This is a genomic window from Cellulosimicrobium sp. 72-3, assembly GCF_013127315.1.
In the GTDB taxonomy this organism is placed as follows: Bacteria; Actinomycetota; Actinomycetes; order Actinomycetales; family Cellulomonadaceae; genus Cellulosimicrobium; species Cellulosimicrobium funkei.
Genome location: NZ_CP053419.1, coordinates 91978 through 113938, shown reverse-complemented (window position 1 = coordinate 113938; position 21961 = coordinate 91978). Strand labels below are relative to the sequence as shown.

Genomic DNA, 21961 nt, shown 5'->3' with positions numbered 1-21961 from the left:
ACGAGGCCCGAACTCGATCCCCCGGAGCCGCGACATGCCCGACCTCGCTCGACCCACCATCCCCGGCCTCGTCCCGCTGTACCTGGGCCCGCCGTCGACCCCGCTCGCCGACCGGCCCGCGCTCGTCGGGCCCGACGAGCTCGCCGCGATCGACGCGGCCGGGACCGACGTCGCGGCCCTCCTCGACCACGCGCGCACGATCGGAGCCCGGGCACCGTTCCCCGGCGACGGGCGGACCGCCGAGCTCTGGGGGGCGCTCGCCTCGCTCGCCGCGACGGACGTGGGCGCCGCGCGCGTCGTCGAGCCGCACCTCGACGCCCTCGCGATCCTCGGGCAGGTCCCGGTCCCCGTGGCGCTCGACGCCGTCGGGGCGGGTCCGGACAGCACCTGGGGCGTGTACGCGGCGGAGGGTCCCGGGGTCCGGCTGGAGGCGCACGAGCGCGACGGCGCGTGGGTGCTCTCGGGGACGAAGCCGTGGTGCTCCCTCGCCGCCGACCTCTCGCACGCGCTCGTCACGGCGTGGACCGACGCCGGTCGCCGGCTGTTCGCGGTCGCGCTGCGAGCGCCGGGCGTCGTCCCCGCCGACGGGCCGTGGGTCGCGCGCGGGCTCGCCCAGGTCGTGAGCGCCGCGGTCCGGTTCGACGACGTCCCGGCCGTGCCGGTCGGGGCGCCCGGCTGGTACCTGGAGCGGCCGGGGTTCGCGTGGGGCGGGATCGGCGTCGCGGCGTGCTGGTGGGGCGGTGCCGTCGGGCTGGCGCGGACGCAGCGCGACGCGCTCGCCGCGCGCGAGCCCGACCAGCTCGCGCTCGCGCACCTCGGCGCGACGGACCGCGCGCTCGCCGCCGGCCGGGCGGTCCTCGCGGAGGCCGCGAGCGCCGTCGACGCGGGCGTCGAGGGCTCTGACGCCTCCCTGCTGGCGCGCCGCGTGCGCGGGGTCGTCGCGGAGGTCGTCGAGGAGGTGCAGCGCCGCTGCGCCCACGCGCTCGGCCCGGGCCCGCTGACCACGGACGAGCGCTTCGCGCGACGCGTCGCGGACCTCGGCCTGTACGTGCGCCAGCACCACGCGGAGCGCGACGACGCGTCGCTCGGCCGCGCCCTCCTCGCGCACGGGACGACGGCGTGGTGACGTTCGACCACCGCGAGCCCGGCACGTCGGAGGACGCCTGGGTGCGCGCCGGGATCCTGGACGTCCCGCGCCTCGACGTGGGCGAGGTCGCGCACCTCGTGGTGCTCGCCGCGCATCCCGACGACGAGTCGTTCGGTGCGGCGGGACTCGTGCACGAGCTGGCCGCTCGCGGCGCCGCGGTCACCGTGGTGGTCGCGACGGAGGGCGAGGCGTCGCACGCGGGCTCCGCGACGATCTCGCCCGAGCGGCTCCGCGCCGTCCGCCGCGCGGAGGTGGCCGAGGCGGTGGGCGTCCTGGCGCCCGCGGCCCGGCTCGTGCTGCCCGGCCTGCCCGACGGCGGTCTGCGCGAGCACCGCGACGACCTCGCCCGGGTGCTCGGCGACGTGCTGGACGGCGTGCTCGCCGGGCCGAGGGGCGGGGGCGTGCCGCCGTCGTCGGTGGTGCTGTGCGCGCCGTGGCGCGGCGACGGGCACCGCGACCACCGGATCGCGGGCGAGGTGGCGGCGGAGGTCGCCGACCGCCTCGGCCTGCGCCTCCTGGAGTACCCCGTGTGGCTGTGGCACTGGGCGGACCCGGGCGACGACGCGGTGCCGTGGCCGACCCTGCGTGCCCTCCCCCTCGGCGCCGCGGCCCGGGACGCCAAGCGGCACGCCCTCGCCGCCCACGTGACGCAGGTCGAGCCGCTGTCCGCGGCGCCGGGCGACGAGGCGACGCTCGGCCCGGAGATGCTCCGGCACGCGGACCGCGGGGTCGAGGTGCTCGTCGACGCGTCGGGCCGCCGGGTCGCGAAGGAGCCCGCGGACCCGGGCGCGAGCCTCGACGCGGGGTTCTTCGAGCGCTTCTACGCGGGCCGGCGCGACCCCTGGGGGTTCGAGACGCGCTGGTACGAGCAGCGCAAGCGGGCCGTCCTCCTGGCGAGCCTTCCCCGGCGGCGGTTCCGGGCCGCGCTCGAGCTCGGGTGCTCGACGGGCGTGCTCACGGCCGAGCTCGCCGCGCGCTGCGACCGCGTGGTCGGCGTGGACGTCGCCGAGGCTCCGCTGGCGCAGGCGCGGCGCCGCCTCGGGCCGGAGGTCGAGCTGCTGCGTCTCGACACCCCGGACGAGTGGCCCGACGGCACGTTCGACCTCGTCGTGCTCTCGGAGGTCCTCTACTACTACGGTCGCGACGACCTCGACCGCGCGCTGGACCGGGCGACGGCGTCGCTCGCCGACGACGGCGTGCTCGTCGCGTGCCACTGGCGGCACGACGTCGTCGAGTACCCGCTCGGCGGCGACGAGGTGCACGCGCGCCTCGCCGCCCGCCCGGAGCTCGACCGGCTCGCGCACCACGTGGAGGAGGACTTCGTCCTCGACGTGCTCGTCCGCCGTCCGGCGGTCTCGGTCGCGCGCGCGACGGGGCTGCTGTGAGCGCCCTGGGGGTCGGTTCGGCGGGCGCCGTCGAGCGCGTCGTCGTGGTCGTCCCCGCCCGCGACGAGGAGGAGCTGCTGCCCGGCTGCCTCGCGGCGCTCGGGCGCGCGACGGCCGCCGTCGCGCGGGACCGCCCGGGGGTGCGGGTCGCGGTCGTCGTCGTGCTCGACGGCTGCACCGACGGCAGCGCGCGCGTCGCCCGGGCCGCGGGTGTGCGGGTGGTGGAGGTCGCGCACGGGAACGTCGGGCGCGCGCGTCGGGCGGGCGTGCGCGCGGGGGTCGCTGCCCTCGCGGTGCGCCGGGACCGTGCCGCCGCCCGCACGTGGCTCGCGTGCACCGACGCGGACTCCGCGGTGCCCGACCACTGGCTGACGCGTCAGCTCGACCTGGCCGACGCCGGGGTGGACGTCGTGGTCGGGACGGTCCGCCCCGAGCTGGCCGCGCTCTCGCCGGACCGGGCGCGCGCGTGGCTCGCGACGCACCGGCCGGGCCACGCGAACGGGCACGTGCACGGCGCCAACCTGGGCGTCCGCCTCACGGCCCACGACGCCGCGGGCGGGTTCGCGCCCGTCGCCGAGCACGAGGACGTGGGGCTGGTGGAGCGCGCCCGGGCCGCGGGGGCGCGCGTCGTCGCCGACGCGTCCGCCGAGGTCCTGACGTCGGCGCGCCTCGTCGGGCGCACGCCCGGCGGGTACGCCCGGCACCTGCGCGAGGACCTGCTCGCGCACGACCTCCCCGCCTGAGGCGCCACCTCCCGGCGAGCGCAGTCCTGGCGGCCGGGTCAGGCGCTCGTGCGCCGCACGACGACGGACGGGAACGTCCGCTCGTCGTCGTGCCGCCGCCCGAGCAGGGCCGCGGTCGCGGCGGCCGCGATGCGCTCCACCGGGTGCGTGGCGGTCGTCAGGCCGGGACCGGCCTGCTCCGCGAACGGCTGGTCGTCGAACCCGGTGACGGCGACGTCGTCGGGCACGCGGACGCCGTCCTCCGCGAGCGCGCGCATCGCGCCCACGGCGAGGGTGTCGCTCATCGCGACGAGCGCGTCGACGCCGGGCCAGCGCAGTCGCGCCTCGCGCGCGGCCTCCGCGCCGGCGAGCCACGAGAGGTCGGCCGCGACGACGCGCGTCGGGCGCCCCGCCGCCCGGACCACGCTCTCGTAGGCCTCGACGGCACGCCGCGACCCGGGCAGCCAGCCCGGTCCCGTGAGCATGACGACGTCGCGCCGTCCGTCCGCGAGCACGTGCTCGACGAGCGCGGCGATCCCGGCGGCGGCATCGACGTCGTACGAGGGGACGCGGCCGTCCGCGGGGCCGATCGCCGCGACGCGCGGGACGAGCTCGCGCGGGACGCTCGCGAGCACGTCCGCCGAGTAGTCGACGAGCAGCACGCCGCCCACGCCGGGGTCGCGCGCGAGGCGACGCAGCTCCTCCCGCGGGTCGCGGCCGAGCCAGCGCAGGGCGACCCCGACGCCCTGGGTGTCCGCGGTGCGGCTCGCCGCCGCGACGACGCGCGCGACGTAGGGATCGGCGAGCAGGTCCGCCGACGGCGACCCGACCGCGACCACGACGCGCTCGCCCCGCCCGCTCGCGAGCGCCCGCGCGCCCGGGTGCGGCACGTAGCCCAGCTCGTCGACCGCGGCAAGGACGGCGCGGCGCGCCTCGTCCGACACGCGGCCCGCCCCGCGCACGACGCGCGACGCCGTCGACCGCGACACGCGCGCGGCGGCCGCGACGTCGTCGAGCGTGGTGGTCGGCATGGCGTTCTCCTGGGCGGGGTCGTGTCGGCGGTGACGGGCGACGCGCCCGGAGCACCACGCTAACCCGGGGACCGCGCTCCGTGGAAGCGTTCCCACACCGTGTCCGCGCTGGAGTTCCCCGGCCGCGGTCGGGCGCGCGACCGCGTCGTCAGGAGGCGCGGCTCGCGGCCACGCGGTCGCCGTCCGTCGTGCGTACCCGCCGGGCGGCGAGGCGCAGCGCGACGACGGCGATCCCCGCGCCGACGAGCGCGCCGATCGAGTTGGACAGCCAGTCGTTCGTGTCGCACGACCGTCCCAGCGCCGGGACGAGCGCCTGGAACGCCTCGACGAGCGCCGACGCGACGACCCCGCCCAGCAGCGCGACGAGCGGGCGGCGGAGCAGCAGTGCCGCGAGGAGGACCGGCGGCACGAACAGCACGACGTTCGCGAACAGCTCGACCCGGGCCGGCGTCGGCACGGCCCACCCCACCGTGCAGACGGCGTACAGCTCGCGGTCGACCGGCACGAGCGTCAGCAGGAGCAGCGGCACGAGGGACAGGGCGAGCAGCGCGCCGGTGAGCCGACGGCGCCCGACGAGCCACGCGCCCGCGAGCGGGCCGACGACGACGAGGGCCGCGAGCGCGAGCGGCGACATCCAGGGGTGCGCGACGAGGAGCGTGGAGATCATGGGGGCGACAGTCTCTCAGGAGACGCGTGTCGGCGGGGCACGGTAGACCTGTGCCATGACGACGACGCCTGCGCCCTCCCCCGTCCCGACCCCGGACGCGGGCTGGTGGATCTGCCGCACGTGCGCCGTCGAGCACGCCGAGCGCCCCGGGGTGTGCGCGATCTGCGCCGACGAGCGCCAGTGGGTGCCCGCCACGGGCCAGGCGTGGACCACGCTCGCCGAGCTCGCCGCGGCGGGCGAGCGCCTCGTGCTGGAGGAGCTCGAGCCCGACCTGTTCGGCCTGACGAGCGAGCCGACCGTCGGCATCGGGCAGCAGGCCAAGGTCGTGCGCACCCCGGCAGGCACCTTGCTGTGGGACCCGCCGGGCTACGTGGACGACGCCGCCGTCGAGCAGGTGCGCGCGCTCGGCCCGGTCGTCGCGATCGCCGCGAGCCACCCCCACATGTTCGGCGTCCAGGTCGAGTGGAGCCGTGCGCTCGGCGACGTCCCCGTGCTCGTCGCCGAGGCGGACGCGCACTGGGTCGCGCGACCCGACCCGGTCGTCGAGACGTGGACCGGCGAGCGCGAGGTGCTGCCCGGCGTCGTGCTCTCGCAGCCGGGCGGCCACTTCCCCGGGAGCGCCGTCGTGCACTGGGCCGCAGGCGCCGACGGGCGGGGCGTGCTGCTCTCGGGCGACACGATCTTCGCCAACCCCGACCGCACGTCCGTGAGCTTCATGCGGTCCTACCCGAACCGCATCCCGCTCTCGGCGGCCGTCGTGCTGCGCGTCGCCGAGCGTGTGGCGCGGCGCCCGTTCGAGCGGCTCTACAACAACTTCGAGGGCGTGATCCCCGCCGACGCCCGTGCGGTCGTGCTTCGCTCCGCCCAGCGGCACGCCGCCTGGGTCCGCGGCGACTTCGACCACCTCACCTGACCGCACCACCGGCCAGGGCTGCGACCGCGCGCGGCCCGGCCGAGGATGGGAGCGGGAGGTGACGACGATGCCGAGACGTGTCTCAGGGGCCGCGGTGGCTGCGACGGGGACGTGGGTCGATCCGGAGGGCGTCCGCATGCCCGCAGGCGAGGTCCACGCGTGGGAGCGCGGCACCAACGCGACGGTGTGCCGCCTGCAGCTCAGCCGCCAGGGTCTCGTGCGGTTCCCCCACGTGACGTGGGCCGACGTCCAGCCCGCGACCGGGCGGGACGCCGACGCCGTCACGTCCGTCTGCCGCCGCTGCGCCGCCGGGACGGGCGCACGGCGCGACGAGAAGCCGTGGCGCCGGGTCGACCCGCGGCCGTGACGGCGTCCTCCCCGCCCGGCCGTGGACAGGTCGCCCGCAGGGCGCTCTGCGGGCTGGCCGTCGTCGTGGCCGTGGCGTCCGGCTGCGCTCTCGGGACCGGCGAGCCGACGGCGTACTGCCAGCCCGACGACCCGCTGGTGACGCCGCAGCGCGTCGCTCCGGGCGACGACCTGCACGTCGAGGTGGCGGGAAGCAGCGGAAGCACGGGGTGCGAGCGCGTGCTGCCCGCCCGCGCGCGCTACGAGGTGCTGATCACGGTCGCGGGGCCCGCGGACGATCCCGCCACCGGCCGGTACAGCGTCTCCCTCGGCGTGCTCGAACCCGACGACGAGGGCGACGCGGTGGGCCAGTTCCCCGTCCCTGACGACGTGCCGACCGGCGAGGCCGAGGTCTCGGTGAGCCTCCGGCACGCCCCCACCGTGTGCGAGGTCGACCCGACGATCGGGTGCGCTGCGCCGCCGTCCGCGCTCGTCGACGTCGCCCCCTGACGCGGGCGCTCGCCGGGACTCACGCCGAGACTGCCACCGGGGTGCCGGGGACGTCGCGCCGCACGACCGCCGCCTGCGGACCGGTGCGGAGCGCGACGAGCGCGACGTCGTCCTCCCCGTCGCCGGGGAGGACCTGGGAGAGCGCCGTCCGCACCACGTCGTCCAGGCTCGCGCCCGCCAGGCCCCGCAGCGCGTCGGCGAGCGCGGCGACGTCGTCGCGGATGCTGTGCCCGCGGCGCTCCACGAGGCCGTCCGTGTACAGGACGAGGGTGTCGTCGGTGTCGAGCTCGACCGTGTGGTCGTGCCGGCCCGCACCGGGGCGCAGCCCGAGCGGGAGGTCGTTGCGCACGGTGAGCACCTCCACCGCGCCGTCCGCGCGGACGACGACCGGGGGCAGGTGGCCCGCGCTGGACCAGCGGACGGTCCGCACGCCGCGGGAGCGCTCGTCGTCGCTCTGCTCGATGCGGGCGACGACCGCGGTCGCCACGGCGTTGATCCCCAGGGCGAGACCGTCGATCGCGGCGTCCACGCGCTCGAGCAGGCGGGCCGGGGTCGCGCCGCTGTCGTAGCCGATGGCGCGCACCAGGCCGCGGAGCTGGCCCATCGTCGCGGCGGCGCCGAGGTCGTGCCCGACGACGTCCCCGATGACGAGGGTCGTCACGCCGTCGGACGCCACGAACGCGTCGTACCAGTCGCCGCCGATGTCGCGGTCGTGGGTCGCGGGCTGGTAGTGCACCGCGACCTCGAGGTCCTCGGGTTGCGGCGGCTCGGTGAGCACCGCCTGCTGGAGCACGAGCGCGAGCTCGCGGGCGCGCGCCGTCTCCTCCTCCGACCGCTCCGCCCGACGGCGCAGCTCGTCCAGGGTCGTGCGCATCCGCGCGGCGTCGCGCAGCGCCGCACCGATGGTCGTGGCGAGACCGGTGAGGTAGCGCGCGTAGTCGTCGTCCCACGGGCGGCCGGGCGCCGCCTGGAGGACCAGCACGCCCGCGGCGCCCCGCGGGCTCGCGTCCCGCAGGGGCTTCACGACGCGGCCCGCCGCGACCTCGCGCTGCCCGGTGCTGAGCGTGCGCCCGACGGCGTCGGCCTCCGTACCGTCGGCCGCGTGGCCCGCCTCCAGGAGCACGCGCGGGCGCGGACCGTCGATGGCGTAGAACGCGACGCGCGCGACGTCGGCGCTGCGGGCGAGCACCTCGACCACCGGCCGGGCGAACGCGGCGAGGCTGCCCGCCGTCGTCGGCAGGACGGCGTGCAGCTCCCCGAGCGTGAGCAGGCGGCGCTGGTTCACGACCTCCCGGGTCGTCTCCGTCACGATGTCGAGGACGCCCGCGATCTGTCCGTCGTCGTCGACGAGGGGACTGTAGGAGAAGGTGAAGTAGGTCTCCTCGTCGAAGCCGGAGCGGTTCATCACGAGGGGCATGTCCTCGCTCCAGGTGGCGCGGCCCTCGGTGAGCACCGCGTCGAACAGCGGCTCGATGTCGTCCCAGATCTCCGGCCACACCGCACGGACCGGCGCCCCGAGCGCGCTCGGGTGCTTGTCCGTGCCGAGGAGGTCCCGGTACCCGTCGTTGTAGAGGAGCGTCAGCTCCGGACCCCACACGAGCATCGCGGGGAACCGGGTGGAGAAGCACAGCCGCACCGCGTGGCGGAGCGCGACCGGCCAGGTCTCGGGCTCCCCCAGCGGGGTGTCCGCCCACGCGACCTCGCGAGCGAGGCGACCGACGTCGCTGCCCGACGTCGCCTCGTCAAACCAGCTCGCGTCCGCGTTCACCTCCGCATCGTAGAGGGCTCCGGGCCTCGGGACGGCGCGTGGGGCGTGCTGAGACGGGCCGTTAATCGCTGTTCCACGCTGCGCGCACCGCGCAGGATCGGGGCCATGGACGACACGACGACGGAGCAGGAGCTCACCGGCGGCAACGTGAACGACGTCGTGCGGCGCGGGGACACCGTGCGGCGCTCGGCGGGTCCGTGGACCCCGACCGTCCAGGCGCTGCTGGCGTGGGTGCGTGCGCAGGGCGCCTCGTTCGTGCCCGCCCCGCTGGGGCTCGACGAGCAGGGCCGCGAGGTGCTCGGCTGGATCCCCGGCGAGACGGGCGGCTGGCCGATCCCGGACTGGGTGTGGACGGCCGCGGCACGCGAGCAGGCGGCGGGGATGCTGCGGACGGTGCACGACGCCTCGGTCGGCTTCGCTCCCCCGGGTGCCGTGTGGCGCTCGCCGGTGCGCGAGCCCGCGGAGATCGTGTGCCTCAACGACGTCGCGCCGTACAACATGGTGCACGACGGCGAGCGGGTCGTCGGGTTCATCGACGTCGACATGGCGGCGCCCGGGCCGCGCGCGTGGGACCTCGCCTACCTGGCCTACCGGATGTGCGGGTGGTGCGAGGACATGCCCGCTCCCGCGGACGCCCGGCCCGAGGAGCGGCTCGCGCACCTGCTGGAGGCGTACGGGCCGGACGCGGCGCCGGGGTCCGCCGTCGTGCTCCGCACGATGCGCGAGCGCCTGCTCGACCTCGCGGACTGGACCGAGGAGCGTGCCCGGACGACGGGCCGCGACGACCTGCGGGAGCACGCCGCGCTCTACCGGCGGGACGTCGAGCGCCTGCCGCGGGGGTGAGGGGTGGTTGCCGGTGCCGCACCAGCAGGGGGCAGAGATGCGGCACCGGCTGTCCCTCACGCTAGATGCGAACTGGACAAGCGTCCAGTAGCGAGAGCGGGTGAAGTTGACGAAGGTCCCTTCCGCTGACAGCGCTTTCCGCTGAAGATGTGGCCCATGGGGCTGAACTGGGGGAACACCGGACCGGACGTGTACGAGGCGCGCGCGCCCGAGGGCGTCTACCGCATCGTCGCGCGCGGCACGGAGTGGTGCCTCGAGAAGCCGTTCCCGACGCCAGGCCGCATCGGCGGGTTCCCGTCGACCGCCGAGGCCATGGCCTGGGGCGACGACCTGCACCTCGCCGCGAGCGGCCCGCGCGTCCGCACGCCGCAGCCCGCGTGGCCCACCGTGGACGAGTTCGCGCGCGTCGTCGACGTCCAGCCCACGGTCCTGCGCTCGTGGATCGCGGTGCACGCCGGCGGCTCGACGAGCCCTCGACGCCGCATCGACCCGGCGACCCAGCAGCGCATCCGCACGTTCTACCAGCTCGACCCGACGCCCTGACCCCGCGGCCCCACCGCCCCGCACCCCCCGCGTGACCCGCGCGGTGACCTGCTCCCAGCCGCTCAGCCACCCAGCAGCAGGGACACCCCGATCGTCGCCATGACGAGGGCGATCACGCCGTCGAGCACGCGCCAGGCCCCGGGCCGGGCGAAGACCGGCGCGAGCAGCCGCGCGCCGAAGCCGAGCGCGGTGAACCAGACGACGCTCGCCACCATCGCCCCGGTGCCGAACAACCACCGGGCGGTGTCGGCGCCTCCGGCCCCCACCCCGCCCGCGTGGGCGGCGGCGTAGCCCGCGGCGAGCGACCCCAGCAGCAGGACCGTGTCGAGGTACACGTGCGGGTTGAGCCAGGTGAGGGCCAGCGACGTGCCCACGGCCGACCGCGCCGACGTCGCCCCCGCGCCCGACGCCGGGTCGAGCCCTCCGGGGCGCAGCGCGCGCCGGGCGGCGAGCGCCGCGAGCGTCAGGAGGAACGCGGCGCCACCCCAGCGCACGACGGTGAGGAGCACGGGCGCACCCGTCACGAGCGCACCGAGGCCGGCCGTCCCGGCCGCGATGAGCACGAGGTCCGAGACCGCGCAGACGAGGACGACGGGCAGCACGTGCTCGCGCCGCAGCCCCTGGCGCAGCACGAACGCGTTCTGCGCGCCGATCGCGACGATGAGGGACAGCCCCGCGGCGAGGCCGGCGGCGAGGGGCGCGAGGAAGGACAGCACCCCTCGACGGTAGGGACGCGGCTCGATGAAGTACAGCGACAGATTCTGCAGAACCATAAGATGCGTTCATGGTTGACCTGCAGCCCGACCAGCTCCGCGCCCTCGAGGCGATCGCCGCGACCGGCACGTTCGACGCCGCGGCGCGCCGGCTCGGCGTCACGCCGTCGGCGGTGAGCCAGCGCATGCGTGCGCTGGAGTCCGCCGTCGGGCAGGTGCTGGTGCGGCGGGGCAAGCCCGCGGAGCTGACCCCGCCCGGGCGGGTGCTCGTGCGGCACGCACGTCACCTCGCGCTCCAGCAGGCGGACGTGCTCGCCGAGCTGGGCATCGGGCGGGACGGGCAGGACGCGGGCGACCCGGCCGCGCTGCCCGAGATCACGCTCGTCGTCTCCGGGGACGCCCTGACGACGTGGGCGCTGCCCGCGCTCGCCGAGGCGGCGCGGTGGGCACGGCTGGAGGTGCTCCGCGAGGACGAGGAGCACTCGATCGGTCTCCTGCGCGACGGGACGGCGGTCGCCGCGGTCACGTCGGTGGCGGACGCGGTGCCGGGCTGCCGGTCGACCCTCCTGGGCCGGATGCGCTACCGGCCGTGCGCGAGCCCGGCGTTCGTCGAGCGCTGGTTCCCCGACGGCCCGACGGCCGCCGCGCTCTCCCGGGCGCCCGTCCTCGCGTTCGACCGCAAGGACGACCTCCAGGAGCGCTACCTGCGGCTGCGGGCGGAGGAGGCGGGCACCGCGCTCGACCCGCCGCGCCACTACGTCCCGGCGTCGCACGAGTTCCGCCGGGCCGTCGAGCTCGGCATGGGGTGGGCGATGCTGCCCGACCTGCAGAGCGCCCGGGCCGAGCGGGCCGGGCGCCTCGTCGGCTTCGACGACGAGCGGGCGACGGAGGTGCCGCAGCACTGGCAGCAGTGGCGGCTGCACTCCGCCTCGCTCGACCGGCTCGCGACAGCGGTCGCACGCGCGGCGCGCGACGCGCTGGGATAGCACGTCGCGCGCCGCGGGCGTCGGTCAGCCGGCCAGCGCACCGGCCGGTTCGTCGGGCGGGGGCACCTCGTCGGGGCCGACGATCTCGACGAGGTCGAGGGCGTGGCTGAACTCCAGGATCTCGAGCACCTGGGGCGGGACGCCGAGGAGTCGCGGTCGCGACTCCTCGGTCACCTTCATGAGGAGCAGGTGCAGCCCCGACGAGTCCATGAACGTCACGGCCGAGAGGTCGACCGTCTTGGGTCGGCCGTCGATCGTGGCGGCGAGCCGTGCCTTGACGTCGTGGGTGACCGCGAAGTCGATCTGGCCCCACATCACCCAGCGACGGCCGCCGTCCTCGACGCGGACTCCCCCGGTGCCAGTGCTCCCCACGACGCTCCCGTCCCCGACGTCACCGACGGTGCGCCGTGCGCACGGTCAGCCCCGGTTGTTCCGGGTGACCGCACCGTACACGCCGAGGGTGATGAGCGAACCCAGGATGGCGAGGAGCCAGGTGCGGAAGTCGCCCAGGTCGCCCAGCGAGGTCCCGAAGAACACCGAGCCGAGCCACCCACCGAGCAGCGCGCCCAGGATGCCCAGCAGGATCGTGATGATCACCGAACCGGTCTGCTTGCCCGGCAGGACGGCACGGGCGATGAGACCGGCCACGAGGCCGAGGACGATGTACGCGATCCAACCCATGAGTACTCCTCCGATATGTCGGTTTCCCTTGCGGACGTGAACACTCCCAGGGTCCGGGACTCCTCGCACGCGCTGGCGCCGTCTCACCCGCACCCCGTTGCGGACGTCACACCGCCCGACGCGCGGGGCGCAGCCCTCGCTGCCCCGGTCAGGGGGCGCGCGGGGCGGCAGGCCGAGGGGCGCGTCGAGGCGACGGCGGGGTCGGGGCCCGGGACGCCGCCAGGACCGTGCGCTCGACGTCCCGCACCACGGACGCCGCGGTCGCGTCGTCGAGGCGCGCCGCGTCCGCCGTGAGCACGACGTCGACGCCGCCGTCCGGCGCGTCCACGAGGTGCAGCGTGAGCGTGACGCCGCCCTGCTCGTCGGACGCGTCGGCGCGCGCCAGCCGCCGCGACCGCGTGGGTCGTGCGCGCAGCGTCCGGTCGGGCCCGGTGCCGCGCCGGTCGTTGTACCAGCAGGTCCCGTCGTGCGCGGTCGTCAGGTCGGCGGCGGCCTCCCGCCGGAGCAGGTCCTTGTCGTAGTACGCCGAGCGGTACGCCGTCATCGCGGCCCGCCAGACGCGCGGCCCGACCTCCTCGAACGGGGCGTCGAGGCCGTCGACGTGGAGCAGCCCCTCCATCGCCGTCGTCACGACGGCGTCCGCGAGCGCCGGCCGGAACCGGTTGCTCACCATGACCTGGAGCGCGAGGTCGCCGCGGCCCGCGGCGGCGGCCAGCGCCCGGCACGACGCCGCGAGCAGCACGCCGGACGTGCTCGTGCGCCACCGGGCGGCCACGCGCTCCGCCGCGGGCCCGAGGCGGAGCGAGCGCAGGACGGTCTGCCGGTAGCGCGGCCGCGCGGCGGCCTCCGCGCCTCCCGCGCCTCCGTCCTCCGTGCCCTCGTCTCCTCTGCCCTCGCGGACGGCGCTCCCGCGGTCGGCGTCCCCGCCGTCCGGGCCCTCGCCGTCGGCGCTCCCTCGCGGGAAGACGACGACGGGCGCCGCCCGCATCGTGCGCAGGGTGCGGGCTCGGGCGGCGGCGTCGTGCCGGCGGCCGTCGTGTGACGTCTGCCAGGCCGCCTCGTCGAGCGGCGTCCACGCGGCCCGCTCGGGCGGGGCGCTCCCCGCGGCGAGGGCCGTGAGGTCGGCGTCGAGCACGGGCAGGCCCCAGCCGTCGAGGGCCGTGTGCGCGAGGACGAGCACGGTGTGGTGCACCGCGCCGTCGACGGTCACGAGACCGGCGCGCACGGGCAGGTCCGTCGCGTAGTCGAACCTCCGGCCCCAGAGCTCGTGACGCATGCGCGCGCCGCGCACGGCGACGGCGGCGAGGTCGTCGACGCGCTCCTCGACCACCTCGACCGTCCCGACACCGCAGAGCTCCTGGACGAAGCCGTCGCCCCGCGCGTGCATTCGCGTCCGCAGGGAGTCGTGGCGCTCGACGAGCGCGCGCACCACCTCCACCGCCGCGGCGGTGGGCAGCGGTCGGTCGAGCGGACCGCCCCACACGAGGTTGAACTGGTGGTCCTGCGGCGCGAGCGCCGCCAGGGCCCGCCGGATGGCGGTCTGCCCCCACGTGGCGGGCCCCTCGCCCGCGCTCCCGCGGACCTCGACCCGGTGCACGACCCTCATCGGGCCCCCTCCCCTGCGGCGACCGGTCGCGGCACGCGGACCGGGCGGTCGCGCTGCTCCCCCGGCCACGTCCGGACGCGGCACACGTGCGGGCGCGCGCCCGGCGTCGCGCACGCGGCGACGGCTCCGTCCGGGGCCGGCACGTCGGACACCCACCACTCCTGCCCGCGCCACGCGCCGTCGTCGGCCCGCACGAGCCCCGGGGCCGCGACGTCGAGGCCGAGCACGTCGAGCAGGCGCCCGCCGACCGCCTTGGCGCACGCCTCCAGGCGCGCGAGGCGACGCCAGTCGTCGGCGGCTCCCGCGGTCCGTGCCGCGGGGGCGAGGTAGCGCGCCGCGACGCGGGCGACGTCCACGCGAGGGTCGCGCACCTGCACGTCGACGCCCACGTCGTCGGCGGCGAGCGCGACGAGCGCGTGCCCCCCGCTCCGGGAGAGGTTCCACCGCTGCCCGACGACGGGCCCCGGCTTCCCGTGCGGCCCCACCTCCCACCCGACGTCCGCGGGTGCCAGGCCCGCGCGCCGCGCGAGGATCGCGCGGGCGGCGACGTGGGCGTGCACGTACCGGGAGGCGTCGACGGCCACCGCGAACCGCCGGGACCGCGCCCGCTCCGCCGCGCCCAGCAGGGTGTCGCCGCCGAGCACGGGGACCGTCGTGTCGACGTACCAGGCCTCGACGTCGAGGACTCCGCTCATGCCACGACCTCCAGGCTCGCGACGCGCAGGGGGCGGTCGGCCCGCACGAGGACCTCCAGCCCGCCGCACAGGGGTCGTGCCGTCACCGGCCGCAGGTCCGGCACGCGGTGGTGCGCCCCCGGCACGGGCTCGGGCCCGACGGCGAGCACGGCCGCCGTCGCCCCGCGACCCGCCGCGACGCCCGCCGCCGAGTCCTCCAGCACGAGGCACCGCCGCGGGTCGACGCCGAGCAGCCGGGCCCCGGCGCGGAAGCCCTCGGGGTCGGGCTTCCCGCGCGTCACGTCCTCCGAGCACACGAGGGGCCCCGGCACCGGCAGCCCCGCCGCGGTGAGGCGCGCGAGCGCGACCTCGCGCGCCGCCGACGTCACGACCGTCCACGTGCGCGGGGCGAGCCCGGCGAGCAGCTCGGCCGCGCCCGGCACGGCGACGACGCCCTCGGTGTCGTCGCACGAGAGGCGGTGCAGCCACGCGACCTCGCGCGCGACGTCGGCGCCCGGCGCGACGAGGCGGACGACCTCGACGTCGCGCCGCCCGTGCGACGCGGCGACGACGGCCGCGCCGTCGAGCCCGAGGCGGGCGGCCCACGCGAGCGTGTGGCGCTCGATCGCGGCGGACGAGTCGACGAGCGTGCCGTCGAGGTCGAGCAGCAGCGCGTCGCCGCGCCACCGCCACACGCCCGCAGGGCCGCCGCTCACAGCAGCTCCGCCGCGCGCGCGGACCGCGCCGCGGCGTACCGGTCGGCGTACTCCTGCGCGGCACCCGTCGCGTGCTGGAGGCCGAGCGGCGCGCGGCTCGGGCGGCCGAGCGGCTCGCCCACCGCGCGGGCCACGACGGGCAGGCCGGCCGCCTCGTCCGCGAGCGCCACGAGGAGGTCGGCGGCGTCGAGCCGCTCCCCGCCCGCGGCCGACGCCCGGCGTGCCGCCCACAGCCCGCGCGAGACGTGCCGTCCGCCCGGCACGAGGCCGAGGAACCCCCGCACCTCCAGCCGCTCGCACGCGAGGACCTCCACCGTCGCCCGGGCGTCCTTGGTCCGCCCGTCGCCGTGCACGGGGTCGGGGCCGCCAGGCGCCGGGTGAGGGCGGCCCGTCCCGTCGCCCGCGGAGGACACGGTGTCGTCCGACCCGACGGCGGTCGCCGCTACGCCGTGCTCGGCCACGACGCCGTGCTCGTCCACGACGTCCTGCTCGTCCGCCACGAGGTGCTCGGCCGCGCCGTCGAGGTCGCCGTGCGCGGCGAGGTCGGCGACGGCGTCCGCGGCCTGCGCACCGCACGACGCGCAGTCGTGCACGACGACCCGCACCGGCACCGCGGGACCGGCCACGCGGCAGACGACGGCCGCGTCCCGCTCGGCCAGGACCCGCACCGCGTCGAGCGCGGCCGGGTCGAGCCGGTCGCCGAGAGCGGCCGGGCCGCGACGGTCGTCGTGAGCGGCCGGGTGGGGACTGTCGTCGCCAGCGGCCGGGCCGCGACGGTCGTCGCGTGCGGCCGGGTCGGGCCGGTCTCCGCGCCCGCCGGGGCCGGGCCGGGCGGGCCCCGCGGGGGACGCGCCGCCCGCCGTGGCGGCGTCCCGCACCGTGGTCGCCCAGGCCGCGCCCGCGGCGAGCGCATCGAGACCGAACGCGACGAGCTCGTCGACGCGGCCTTCGGGGCGGTCGGCGGGGACCAGCCCCGAGAGCACCCACGTCCGCACCGCGGCTGCCCGGTGCGCCGTCGTCCCGGGGCCCGCAGGCGGTGGCCAGGCGGTCCGCGCGACGTCGGACCCGAGCAGCCAGCACGCCGCGCCGAGCTCGACGAGCGCGGCGGGCGCGACGCCCCCCAGCCGCGGGCAGACGCCCGCGGCGAGCGCCGCGACGTCGTGCGCGACGACCGCCGGGTCGACGCCGAGCCACCCCGCCCAGGCGTCCCAGGCCCACCCGAAGGGGTGCTCGAGCGGCTCGCCCGCCGCGGGCCGCAGCACGCGCAGCGTGCAGCGCGACCGTTCGAGCGTGACGGCGACCGGCCGCAGGGTCGCCGGGACGCGCGCCGGCGTGCGCTCCGGCCCGGGCCGGTCCCACGCGTCCGGGTCGACGACGTCGCCCGCCGGGACGGTGGCGTGCCGGGCGCCGTGCGCGTCGTTGCCCGCGAGGCTGGGGCCGTCGCCGTGCTCCAGCAGGTGCGGGAGCGTCGCGACGACCGGGTACCGCTCGCGCGCGCAGAACGTCACGACGGCCTCGTCGTCGTCGCGCGCGTCGTCGGGCAGGGTCGCGAGGTGCGCGGCGAGCCGTCGGGCGCCGTCGGCGGGGAGCACGAGGCCGAGCGTCGGCACCCACTCGTCGTGGCCGAGCGGCGCCCAGGCCTGGCCCGCCGCCGCGGCGGCGCGCACGAGGTAGGCGTTGCGCGGGCTGTTCCAGTTCGAGTACAGCGCGACGGCGTGCCGCGGCCGGGCCCGCACCGCCCGCCGGACGAGCTCGGCGAAGCCCGCGACGGGCGTGACGTCGTCCTGCAGCACGAGGTGGTGCGTCGCGCCGGGCGCGACGGCGGCCCAGGCGCGCTTCGCGGTGCGCAGCGGGCTGGGTGGACCGTCCGGGTCGGGGTCCTCGACGACGCGGACGTCCAGCGGCGCGCACGCGCGCACGAGGGCGGACACGTCGCCCCGCGCCGGGTGGTGCATGACGACGACGCTCAGCACCGGGTCGCGGACCTCGCCCCGCGCGGCGGTCACCCGCCCCGGCCCGGGCTCCCCGGCGCGCGCGACCGCCGGCCCGGCCGTCACGGCGCGACCTTCCGCGCCCGGCCGCCGCCCGCGCGTCGTCGCACGAGACGCACCGCGACGGGGAGCAGGACGGCCAGCCCGACGACGTTCGCCACCGCGATCGTCGCGTACAGCGCGGTCGGCCCGCCGCCCGCCCGCGCGAGCGCCCCGCCGACCCCGAGCGACACCGCGTGGTAGAGCACGTTGAGCGTCACGGCGACGCGCCCGTACCCGAGCTGCTCGAGCAGCGTCACGAGGTACAGCACGAGGCCCACGCCCGCGTACGACGGCCCGACGACCCGCAGGTACAGCGCAGCCTGCGCGGCGACCTCCGGGTCGGCGGAGAGCTGCCCCGCGAGCAGGGGCGCCGCCGCGAGCACGAGGGCGCCCACGACGACGTACGTCCCCGCGACCACGACCGTCCCGGCCCGGAACGTGCGCGGCAGGAGGCCGAGCGCACCTGCGCCCCACTGCTGGTTCATGACGATGCTCACCGCGGCCGCGAGGCCGATGGCCGGCACGACGACGAGCGTCTGGACCGTCGCGGCGCCGCCGAACCCGGCGACGACGTCGGTCCCCGAGGGCCCGAGCACCCACACCATGACGAGGTTCGTCACGGTGAGCAGGAGGTAGGACAGACCGACCGGCAGGCCGACGCCGAGGAGGAGCGCGCGCACGTCGACGCCCCGGTGGTCCGCCGCGCCCGGTCGCGCGGCGCCGCGCATCCGTCGTCCCGGGGGCGGGAGGAGGCGTGCGCGCACGAGGAGGGCCCACGCGACGCCCGCGCCGACGAGGGTCGACCCGGCGATCGCGACCGGGACGGCGAGGACGCCGAACCCGCCGACCAGCCCGACGAGCCACACGACGAGCACCTGGAGCCCCGCGACGAGCAGCGCCACGGTCGCCGACGCGCCCGTGCGGCCCCAGCCGCGCAGCGCGGCGGCCGCCACCGCCGTCGGCACGGACAGGACGCTCGCGAGCACCGTCCAGCGCGCGAACGCCACGAACTCCGCGACGAGCGGGCCCGGCACGGAGAGCACGGTCGCGAGCGCCGGGGCGGCGAGGACGACGAGAAGAGCCACGGCGCCGAGCACCGCACCGCCCGCGGCGACGAACCGCCCCAGGAGCGCCGCCGTCGCGGACGACGGCACGTCGTCCCGGCCGCGCGCGCCACGCAGGCGCGCGAACCCGACCTGCGTCGAGACGTCGAGACCCTCCTGGACGGCGAGGACGAGGAACGTCACGGGGATGAACAGCGAGCGCACGTACAGGGCGTCGTCGCCCATGTGGCCGAGGAGCGCCGCGACGACGAGCTGCGCGAGCGCCCCGACGACGAGCGCGGCGCAGATCGGGCCCGCGAGCCGCAGGACGCGCCGGCGCAGCTCCGCGACCGACGGCGCCGACGCGCCCGGCAGCCCCGACCCGCCCGGAAGCGCGGCGTCAGGTTCGAGCCCGGGGACGGGCAGGGCCGGTGCCGTTCCCGCCTCCCTAGACGAGCTCGACATGCCGTGCCCTGCCCTGCAGCCAGCCCTGGGCGAGCGTGAGCCGCTGGACGGTCCGCGTGCCCTCCATCATCTCCAGGCCGGGAACGTCGCGGACGAGCTTGTCGAGGTACGGGTGCTCCCACCGCGCGCCGGGGCCGAGCAGCGCGGGCACCGTGCGCGTGACCTCCTCCGCGAGGTCCAGCGCCGTGGCCTTCGCCGCCGCGGGCAGCGTCCCGTCCGCCGGGTCGGCGTCGGCGCCGCGCGCCGCCTCGAGCACGAGGGCCCGGGCCGCGTGGAGACGGTCGTCGAAGGTCTCGAGCAGCCGGCGCTCGTCGGCCCGGAACGACGACCGCTCGGCCCGCACGTAGTCGAGGGCCGCCTGCGTGACGCCCACGGCCAGCGCCGCGACGACGGGGCGGAGCCGGTTGAACGTGCGGACCGCGCCGAGGAGCCCGCGGCGCGACGGCGAGAGGTGCCGGCCCAGGGTGTCCTCCGGGCGGAGCGGCACGTCGCGGAGCCGGACCTCGCCGAGCTGCACGGCCCGCATGCCCGTCGTCACGAGCGGCGCGGCGTCGAAGCCCGGGCGCGCGGTGTCGACGAGGTAGACGCCGACCCCGAGCGGGCCGGGGCGGTGCCGCGCGAACACGACGCCAAGGCTGGCCCGGGCGACGTTGCCGACGTACTTCTTGTGGCCGCGCAGGACGCCTCCTGCGACCACCGCGGTCTCGAGCGCGGCGGCGTCCGAGCCGCGGTCGGGCTCGGTGAGCCCGAAGAACGTCCAGGTGCGCGGCTGCGCGACGTGCCGGTAGAAGCGGTCGCGCTGGTCGTCGTCCGCGAGGTCGTCCACGACGACCCCGGACATCGACGGCCCCGGCGCCCCGACGACGACGGACGCGTCGCCCCACGCGAGCGTCTCGGCGACGACGGCGCGCTCGACGCACGTCCGCACGAGCACGGGCACGCCCCGCACGCGCAGCGGGTCGTCGAGATAGCCCGGCGGGAAGCCGCCCAGCTGCCGGTACGGCAGCACTCCGGCGTCGAGGAGCGCGTGCAGCGCACCCGGGTCGGCGTCGACCGCGAGCGCGCGCTCGCGGAGCGCGACGGCCACGGGGCGCAGGTGGTCCCGCAGCGCGACGAGGTCGACGGTGGTCATGCGTCCTGCCCTTCCCCGCCGCGGGTCGCCCCGGTCGGCAGCGTGCCGCTCGCGTGGCCGAGCAGGTCGATCGTGCGGGCCAGCCGGGCCGCGTCGCCGTCGACGAACCCCGAGGCGCCGAACAGGTTGTGGACGGCGCGCGACGTGCGGTCGAGCACCGCGGTGACCCGCGCGAGCGTCGTGGCGGGGACCCGCCCGTCGTCCGCCCGCTCCCCGGGTTCCGGAGTCACGCGCGCCAGCAGCGCCTGCGCCTCCAGGTGCGCGAGCGCGGCGTCCGCGAGGACGAGGCGGACCGGCGGCAGGTTCACCGTCGCCGTGCCGCCGATGCTCCGGCCGCGCAGCCGGTCGACCGCACGGTCGGCCAGCCGTTCGCACAGGCCGGTCCGCGCCCACGCGACCCCGACGCGCCACGCGGCGTCCGCGGCACGGCCACGCCGGTCGTCCACCGGCTCGGACGCCGCCGCGCGCCAGGCGAGCAGCGGGCCCGCGTCCGACAGCACCTCGCCCAGCAGCGCCGACCCGGGCGGCGGGGCGACGTCGTCGGGCAGCAGGACGCACTCCCCCGGCAGCACGGCGACCGGCAGCACCGCGGCGAGCGCGACGAGCGCCGCGACCGCGCCCTGCTCGCGCGCGACGTCGCGCACCCCGGGGACCCCGGTCGCCACGACGTCGGCACTCACCGTGCCCGCGTCCCGCGAGACGACCCCCGCGCTCATGCGAGCACCGCCTCGCGGGCGCGGCCGCCGGCCTCCGGGGCCGTCGCGGCCGACCGCGGACCGAGGGCGAGCGAGCAGCGGTAGCCGAGCTCGACGCACCGCTCGTGCAGCACGACGGGCGCGTCCGGGGCGTCGTCGTCAGCGAGCACCTCCCAGACGCCCGTCGCCGCAGCCCCGGGGTCGGCGTGCCGCACGACGTCGCCGTCGAGCAGGGGCACGTCGGCCGGGTCCACGTCGACACCGAGGACGACGCGCCGGACGTCCGGGCCCGCGCCGCGGGGTGCGTCGGACGAACCCGCCGGCGCGCCGCGGCCCGCGGGGCGCGGACCCCGCGGGGCGCGCGCGACCGACAGACCCTCGACCGGCCGCCCCGCGCCGTCGCGCGCGACGACGAGCGCGACCACGCGGTCCCGCGCCGGGACGCGCGTCTCCGCGGGCGGGAGCGTGCACTGCTCGAGGACGAGCACGACGGCCGTCCCCCCGCTCGCTGCGTCACCAGACCCGACGCCCGGCCCGCCGACTGGCCCGACACCCGACCCGCCGTCAGCGAGCAGCTCGCCCGCGAGGCGCAGCGCGGTGAACGGGCCCGCGAGCCCCTGCTCCGTGACGCAGAAGGTGGACGGGCCGCCGTCGAACAGGTCCGCGACGAACCCGCCGAGGAGCCGTTCGTGCTGGAGGTCGGGCGTCGTCACGACGAGCACCACGAGGCGCACGTCGTCGAGCAGGCTGCGCCCACCGAGCGCCGCGCGCGCCGCGCGGATCATCGTCGGGTAGTCGCGGCCCGGCCCGTCCTCGAGCCAGTCCGTCGGCTGGTCCTCGCCGTAGACGTACCGCAGGTCCTCCGCGACCGACCGCCGCGTCCCGTCCCCGACGGGCGCGAGGTCGTCGACCGGCACGTCCACGACGGCCCGCACCCGCAGCGCGTCCTCGCGCGGATCCGACACCGGCGAGGCTCCGGGCCCCGCACCGCTGCCCCCGAGCGGCACGTCAGTTCCGGGTCGAGTGCTCGACGACGAAGCCGGTCAGCGAGCCGACCGTCTCGAGGTGGTGCTGCTCGAGCGACTCCGGGTCGACCTCCATGTCGAGCGAGTCCTCGAGGGCCATGAGCAGGCCGAGGACGCTCGTGGAGTCGAGGTCGAGGTCGTCGAACAGGCGCGTCGCCGCAGTCACGTCAGGCAGCGGTCGCCCGAGGACGCTCGACAGGGCCTCGACGACGGCCCCGACGACGCGCTCGCGGCCGAGGGCCTCCTGCGGCTCGGTGCTGGTGCTCACGATGGTTCCTCCGGGTGGTGGGTCGGCGCCCGCGGGGCGGGCGGTGGCTG

Annotated in this window: 24 protein-coding genes; 9 read left to right on the top strand and 15 right to left on the bottom strand. The window is 77.8% G+C overall.

The genetic code is table 11. The annotated features are described in order from the left end of the window. The first annotated feature begins 34 nt into the window (after nucleotides 1–34). Genes HKK73_RS19000 through HKK73_RS00545 form a run of 3 tightly spaced genes read left to right on the top strand, consistent with a single transcriptional unit; the run spans nucleotide 35 to nucleotide 3275 of the window. Nucleotides 35–1126 (top strand): acyl-CoA dehydrogenase, encoded by a 1092-nt coding sequence (locus HKK73_RS19000; protein WP_171467193.1) that lies wholly within the window; start codon nucleotides 35–37, stop codon nucleotides 1124–1126. Continuing rightward, nucleotides 1123–2532 carry a PIG-L family deacetylase gene (locus HKK73_RS18995; RefSeq protein WP_253705725.1) on the top strand — a complete coding sequence of 470 codons (1410 nt, stop codon included), beginning with the start codon at nucleotides 1123–1125 and terminating at the stop codon, nucleotides 2530–2532. Before HKK73_RS19000 ends, HKK73_RS18995 begins: the two co-directional genes overlap by 4 nt. Next, on the top strand, nucleotides 2529–3275 hold the full coding sequence (locus HKK73_RS00545) for a glycosyltransferase family 2 protein (protein WP_171467191.1): 747 nt from the start codon (nucleotides 2529–2531) through the stop codon (nucleotides 3273–3275). Before HKK73_RS18995 ends, HKK73_RS00545 begins: the two co-directional genes overlap by 4 nt. Before the next feature lie 38 nt (nucleotides 3276–3313). Here the strand turns inward: HKK73_RS00545 and HKK73_RS00540 are convergent, their stop codons facing one another. Both HKK73_RS00540 and HKK73_RS00535 read right to left on the bottom strand, forming a co-directional pair. Next, nucleotides 3314–4285: a LacI family DNA-binding transcriptional regulator gene (locus HKK73_RS00540; RefSeq protein WP_144723508.1), complete on the bottom strand. Its 972-nt coding sequence runs from the start codon at nucleotides 4283–4285 to the stop codon at nucleotides 3314–3316. 148 nt (nucleotides 4286–4433) lie between these two features. Next, the gene (locus HKK73_RS00535) at nucleotides 4434–4952 is read right to left on the bottom strand and encodes a VanZ family protein (protein WP_163186767.1); all 519 of its coding nucleotides are present in this window, start codon (nucleotides 4950–4952) and stop codon (nucleotides 4434–4436) included. Between the two features lie 55 nt (nucleotides 4953–5007). Here HKK73_RS00535 and HKK73_RS00530 point away from each other — a divergent pair, with 55 nt between their 5' ends. The 3 genes from HKK73_RS00530 to HKK73_RS00520 all read left to right on the top strand — a co-directional run bounded on the left by HKK73_RS00530 (nucleotide 5008) and on the right by HKK73_RS00520 (nucleotide 6720). Further along, nucleotides 5008–5865: an MBL fold metallo-hydrolase gene (locus HKK73_RS00530; protein ID WP_171467190.1), complete on the top strand. Its 858-nt coding sequence runs from the start codon at nucleotides 5008–5010 to the stop codon at nucleotides 5863–5865. A 136-nt stretch (nucleotides 5866–6001) separates the two neighbouring features. Continuing rightward, complete coding sequence (locus tag HKK73_RS00525) at nucleotides 6002–6232, top strand: hypothetical protein (protein ID WP_240949611.1); 231 nt, start codon at nucleotides 6002–6004, stop codon at nucleotides 6230–6232. Next, entirely contained in the window at nucleotides 6229–6720 is a 492-nt protein-coding gene (locus HKK73_RS00520; RefSeq protein ID WP_171467189.1) for a hypothetical protein, read from the top strand. Before HKK73_RS00525 ends, HKK73_RS00520 begins: the two co-directional genes overlap by 4 nt. A gap of 19 nt (nucleotides 6721–6739) precedes the next feature. Here the strand turns inward: HKK73_RS00520 and HKK73_RS00515 are convergent, their stop codons facing one another. Next, nucleotides 6740–8488: a SpoIIE family protein phosphatase gene (locus tag HKK73_RS00515; RefSeq protein WP_171467188.1), complete on the bottom strand. Its 1749-nt coding sequence runs from the start codon at nucleotides 8486–8488 to the stop codon at nucleotides 6740–6742. Nucleotides 8489–8593: 105 nt separating this feature from the next. On the opposite strand from HKK73_RS00515, the gene HKK73_RS00510 reads away from it, so the two are divergent. Then, nucleotides 8594–9331 carry an aminoglycoside phosphotransferase family protein gene (locus tag HKK73_RS00510; protein ID WP_171467187.1) on the top strand — a complete coding sequence of 246 codons (738 nt, stop codon included), beginning with the start codon at nucleotides 8594–8596 and terminating at the stop codon, nucleotides 9329–9331. Between the two features lie 156 nt (nucleotides 9332–9487). Continuing rightward, on the top strand, nucleotides 9488–9874 hold the full coding sequence (locus HKK73_RS00505; protein ID WP_144723503.1) for a hypothetical protein: 387 nt from the start codon (nucleotides 9488–9490) through the stop codon (nucleotides 9872–9874). Nucleotides 9875–9936: 62 nt separating this feature from the next. Here the strand turns inward: HKK73_RS00505 and HKK73_RS00500 are convergent, their stop codons facing one another. Continuing rightward, the gene (locus HKK73_RS00500; protein WP_144723502.1) at nucleotides 9937–10647 is read right to left on the bottom strand and encodes a LysE/ArgO family amino acid transporter; all 711 of its coding nucleotides are present in this window, start codon (nucleotides 10645–10647) and stop codon (nucleotides 9937–9939) included. A gap of 11 nt (nucleotides 10648–10658) precedes the next feature. On the opposite strand from HKK73_RS00500, the gene HKK73_RS00495 reads away from it, so the two are divergent. After that, nucleotides 10659–11573 carry a LysR family transcriptional regulator ArgP gene (locus HKK73_RS00495; RefSeq protein WP_043657079.1) on the top strand — a complete coding sequence of 305 codons (915 nt, stop codon included), beginning with the start codon at nucleotides 10659–10661 and terminating at the stop codon, nucleotides 11571–11573. 24 nt (nucleotides 11574–11597) lie between these two features. On the opposite strand, the gene HKK73_RS00490 is transcribed toward HKK73_RS00495, so the two are convergent. The 11 genes from HKK73_RS00490 to HKK73_RS00440 form a co-directional block, all read right to left on the bottom strand. Next, nucleotides 11598–11945 (bottom strand): STAS domain-containing protein, encoded by a 348-nt coding sequence (locus tag HKK73_RS00490; protein WP_170963661.1) that lies wholly within the window; start codon nucleotides 11943–11945, stop codon nucleotides 11598–11600. A 45-nt stretch (nucleotides 11946–11990) separates the two neighbouring features. Further along, a complete protein-coding gene (locus tag HKK73_RS00485) occupies nucleotides 11991–12254 on the bottom strand; it encodes a GlsB/YeaQ/YmgE family stress response membrane protein (protein WP_009863124.1) in 264 nt (87 codons plus the stop codon). Between the two features lie 148 nt (nucleotides 12255–12402). Further along, nucleotides 12403–13860 (bottom strand): hypothetical protein, encoded by a 1458-nt coding sequence (locus HKK73_RS00480; protein ID WP_171467186.1) that lies wholly within the window; start codon nucleotides 13858–13860, stop codon nucleotides 12403–12405. Next, nucleotides 13857–14555, bottom strand: coding sequence for a 4'-phosphopantetheinyl transferase superfamily protein (locus HKK73_RS00475; RefSeq protein WP_051028342.1), 699 nt, complete (start codon nucleotides 14553–14555; stop codon nucleotides 13857–13859). Before HKK73_RS00475 ends, HKK73_RS00480 begins: the two co-directional genes overlap by 4 nt. Further along, nucleotides 14552–15250, bottom strand: coding sequence for an HAD-IA family hydrolase (locus HKK73_RS00470; protein WP_171467185.1), 699 nt, complete (start codon nucleotides 15248–15250; stop codon nucleotides 14552–14554). The genes HKK73_RS00475 and HKK73_RS00470 overlap by 4 nt, the downstream gene beginning before the upstream one ends. Then, entirely contained in the window at nucleotides 15247–17307 is a 2061-nt protein-coding gene (locus tag HKK73_RS00465; protein WP_171467184.1) for a hypothetical protein, read from the bottom strand. Before HKK73_RS00465 ends, HKK73_RS00470 begins: the two co-directional genes overlap by 4 nt. Then, nucleotides 17304–18791 carry an MATE family efflux transporter gene (locus HKK73_RS00460; RefSeq protein ID WP_171467183.1) on the bottom strand — a complete coding sequence of 496 codons (1488 nt, stop codon included), beginning with the start codon at nucleotides 18789–18791 and terminating at the stop codon, nucleotides 17304–17306. The genes HKK73_RS00465 and HKK73_RS00460 overlap by 4 nt, the downstream gene beginning before the upstream one ends. Beyond that, on the bottom strand, nucleotides 18775–19923 hold the full coding sequence (locus HKK73_RS00455) for an acyl-CoA dehydrogenase family protein (protein ID WP_171467182.1): 1149 nt from the start codon (nucleotides 19921–19923) through the stop codon (nucleotides 18775–18777). The genes HKK73_RS00460 and HKK73_RS00455 overlap by 17 nt, the downstream gene beginning before the upstream one ends. After that, nucleotides 19920–20639: an acyl-CoA dehydrogenase family protein gene (locus HKK73_RS00450; protein ID WP_171467181.1), complete on the bottom strand. Its 720-nt coding sequence runs from the start codon at nucleotides 20637–20639 to the stop codon at nucleotides 19920–19922. The genes HKK73_RS00455 and HKK73_RS00450 overlap by 4 nt, the downstream gene beginning before the upstream one ends. Next, nucleotides 20636–21583, bottom strand: a complete 948-nt coding sequence (locus HKK73_RS00445) for a hypothetical protein (RefSeq protein ID WP_171467180.1) — start codon at nucleotides 21581–21583, stop codon at nucleotides 20636–20638. The genes HKK73_RS00450 and HKK73_RS00445 overlap by 4 nt, the downstream gene beginning before the upstream one ends. Before the next feature lie 43 nt (nucleotides 21584–21626). Beyond that, complete coding sequence (locus HKK73_RS00440; RefSeq protein WP_171467179.1) at nucleotides 21627–21911, bottom strand: acyl carrier protein; 285 nt, start codon at nucleotides 21909–21911, stop codon at nucleotides 21627–21629. Nucleotides 21912–21961 lie beyond the last annotated feature (50 nt).

What these genes read in the sequence shown, in the direction of transcription:
- HKK73_RS00540 (WP_144723508.1), bottom strand. Translation starts at nt 4,285, where the DNA reads ATGCCGACCACCACGCTCGACGACGTCGCGGCCGCCGCGCGCGTGTCG.
- HKK73_RS00500 (WP_144723502.1), bottom strand. Translation starts at nt 10,647, where the DNA reads ATGGTTCTGCAGAATCTGTCGCTGTACTTCATCGAGCCGCGTCCCTAC.
- HKK73_RS00505 (WP_144723503.1), top strand. Translation starts at nt 9,488, where the DNA reads ATGGGGCTGAACTGGGGGAACACCGGACCGGACGTGTACGAGGCGCGC.
- HKK73_RS00475 (WP_051028342.1), bottom strand. Translation starts at nt 14,555, where the DNA reads ATGAGCGGAGTCCTCGACGTCGAGGCCTGGTACGTCGACACGACGGTC.
- HKK73_RS19000 (WP_171467193.1), top strand. Translation starts at nt 35, where the DNA reads ATGCCCGACCTCGCTCGACCCACCATCCCCGGCCTCGTCCCGCTGTAC.
- HKK73_RS00525 (WP_240949611.1), top strand. Translation starts at nt 6,002, where the DNA reads ATGCCCGCAGGCGAGGTCCACGCGTGGGAGCGCGGCACCAACGCGACG.
- HKK73_RS00455 (WP_171467182.1), bottom strand. Translation starts at nt 19,923, where the DNA reads ATGACCACCGTCGACCTCGTCGCGCTGCGGGACCACCTGCGCCCCGTG.
- HKK73_RS00450 (WP_171467181.1), bottom strand. Translation starts at nt 20,639, where the DNA reads ATGAGCGCGGGGGTCGTCTCGCGGGACGCGGGCACGGTGAGTGCCGAC.
- HKK73_RS00495 (WP_043657079.1), top strand. Translation starts at nt 10,659, where the DNA reads ATGGTTGACCTGCAGCCCGACCAGCTCCGCGCCCTCGAGGCGATCGCC.
- HKK73_RS00510 (WP_171467187.1), top strand. Translation starts at nt 8,594, where the DNA reads ATGGACGACACGACGACGGAGCAGGAGCTCACCGGCGGCAACGTGAAC.
- HKK73_RS00460 (WP_171467183.1), bottom strand. Translation starts at nt 18,791, where the DNA reads ATGTCGAGCTCGTCTAGGGAGGCGGGAACGGCACCGGCCCTGCCCGTC.
- HKK73_RS00535 (WP_163186767.1), bottom strand. Translation starts at nt 4,952, where the DNA reads ATGATCTCCACGCTCCTCGTCGCGCACCCCTGGATGTCGCCGCTCGCG.
- HKK73_RS00530 (WP_171467190.1), top strand. Translation starts at nt 5,008, where the DNA reads ATGACGACGACGCCTGCGCCCTCCCCCGTCCCGACCCCGGACGCGGGC.
- HKK73_RS00480 (WP_171467186.1), bottom strand. Translation starts at nt 13,860, where the DNA reads ATGAGGGTCGTGCACCGGGTCGAGGTCCGCGGGAGCGCGGGCGAGGGG.
- HKK73_RS00485 (WP_009863124.1), bottom strand. Translation starts at nt 12,254, where the DNA reads ATGGGTTGGATCGCGTACATCGTCCTCGGCCTCGTGGCCGGTCTCATC.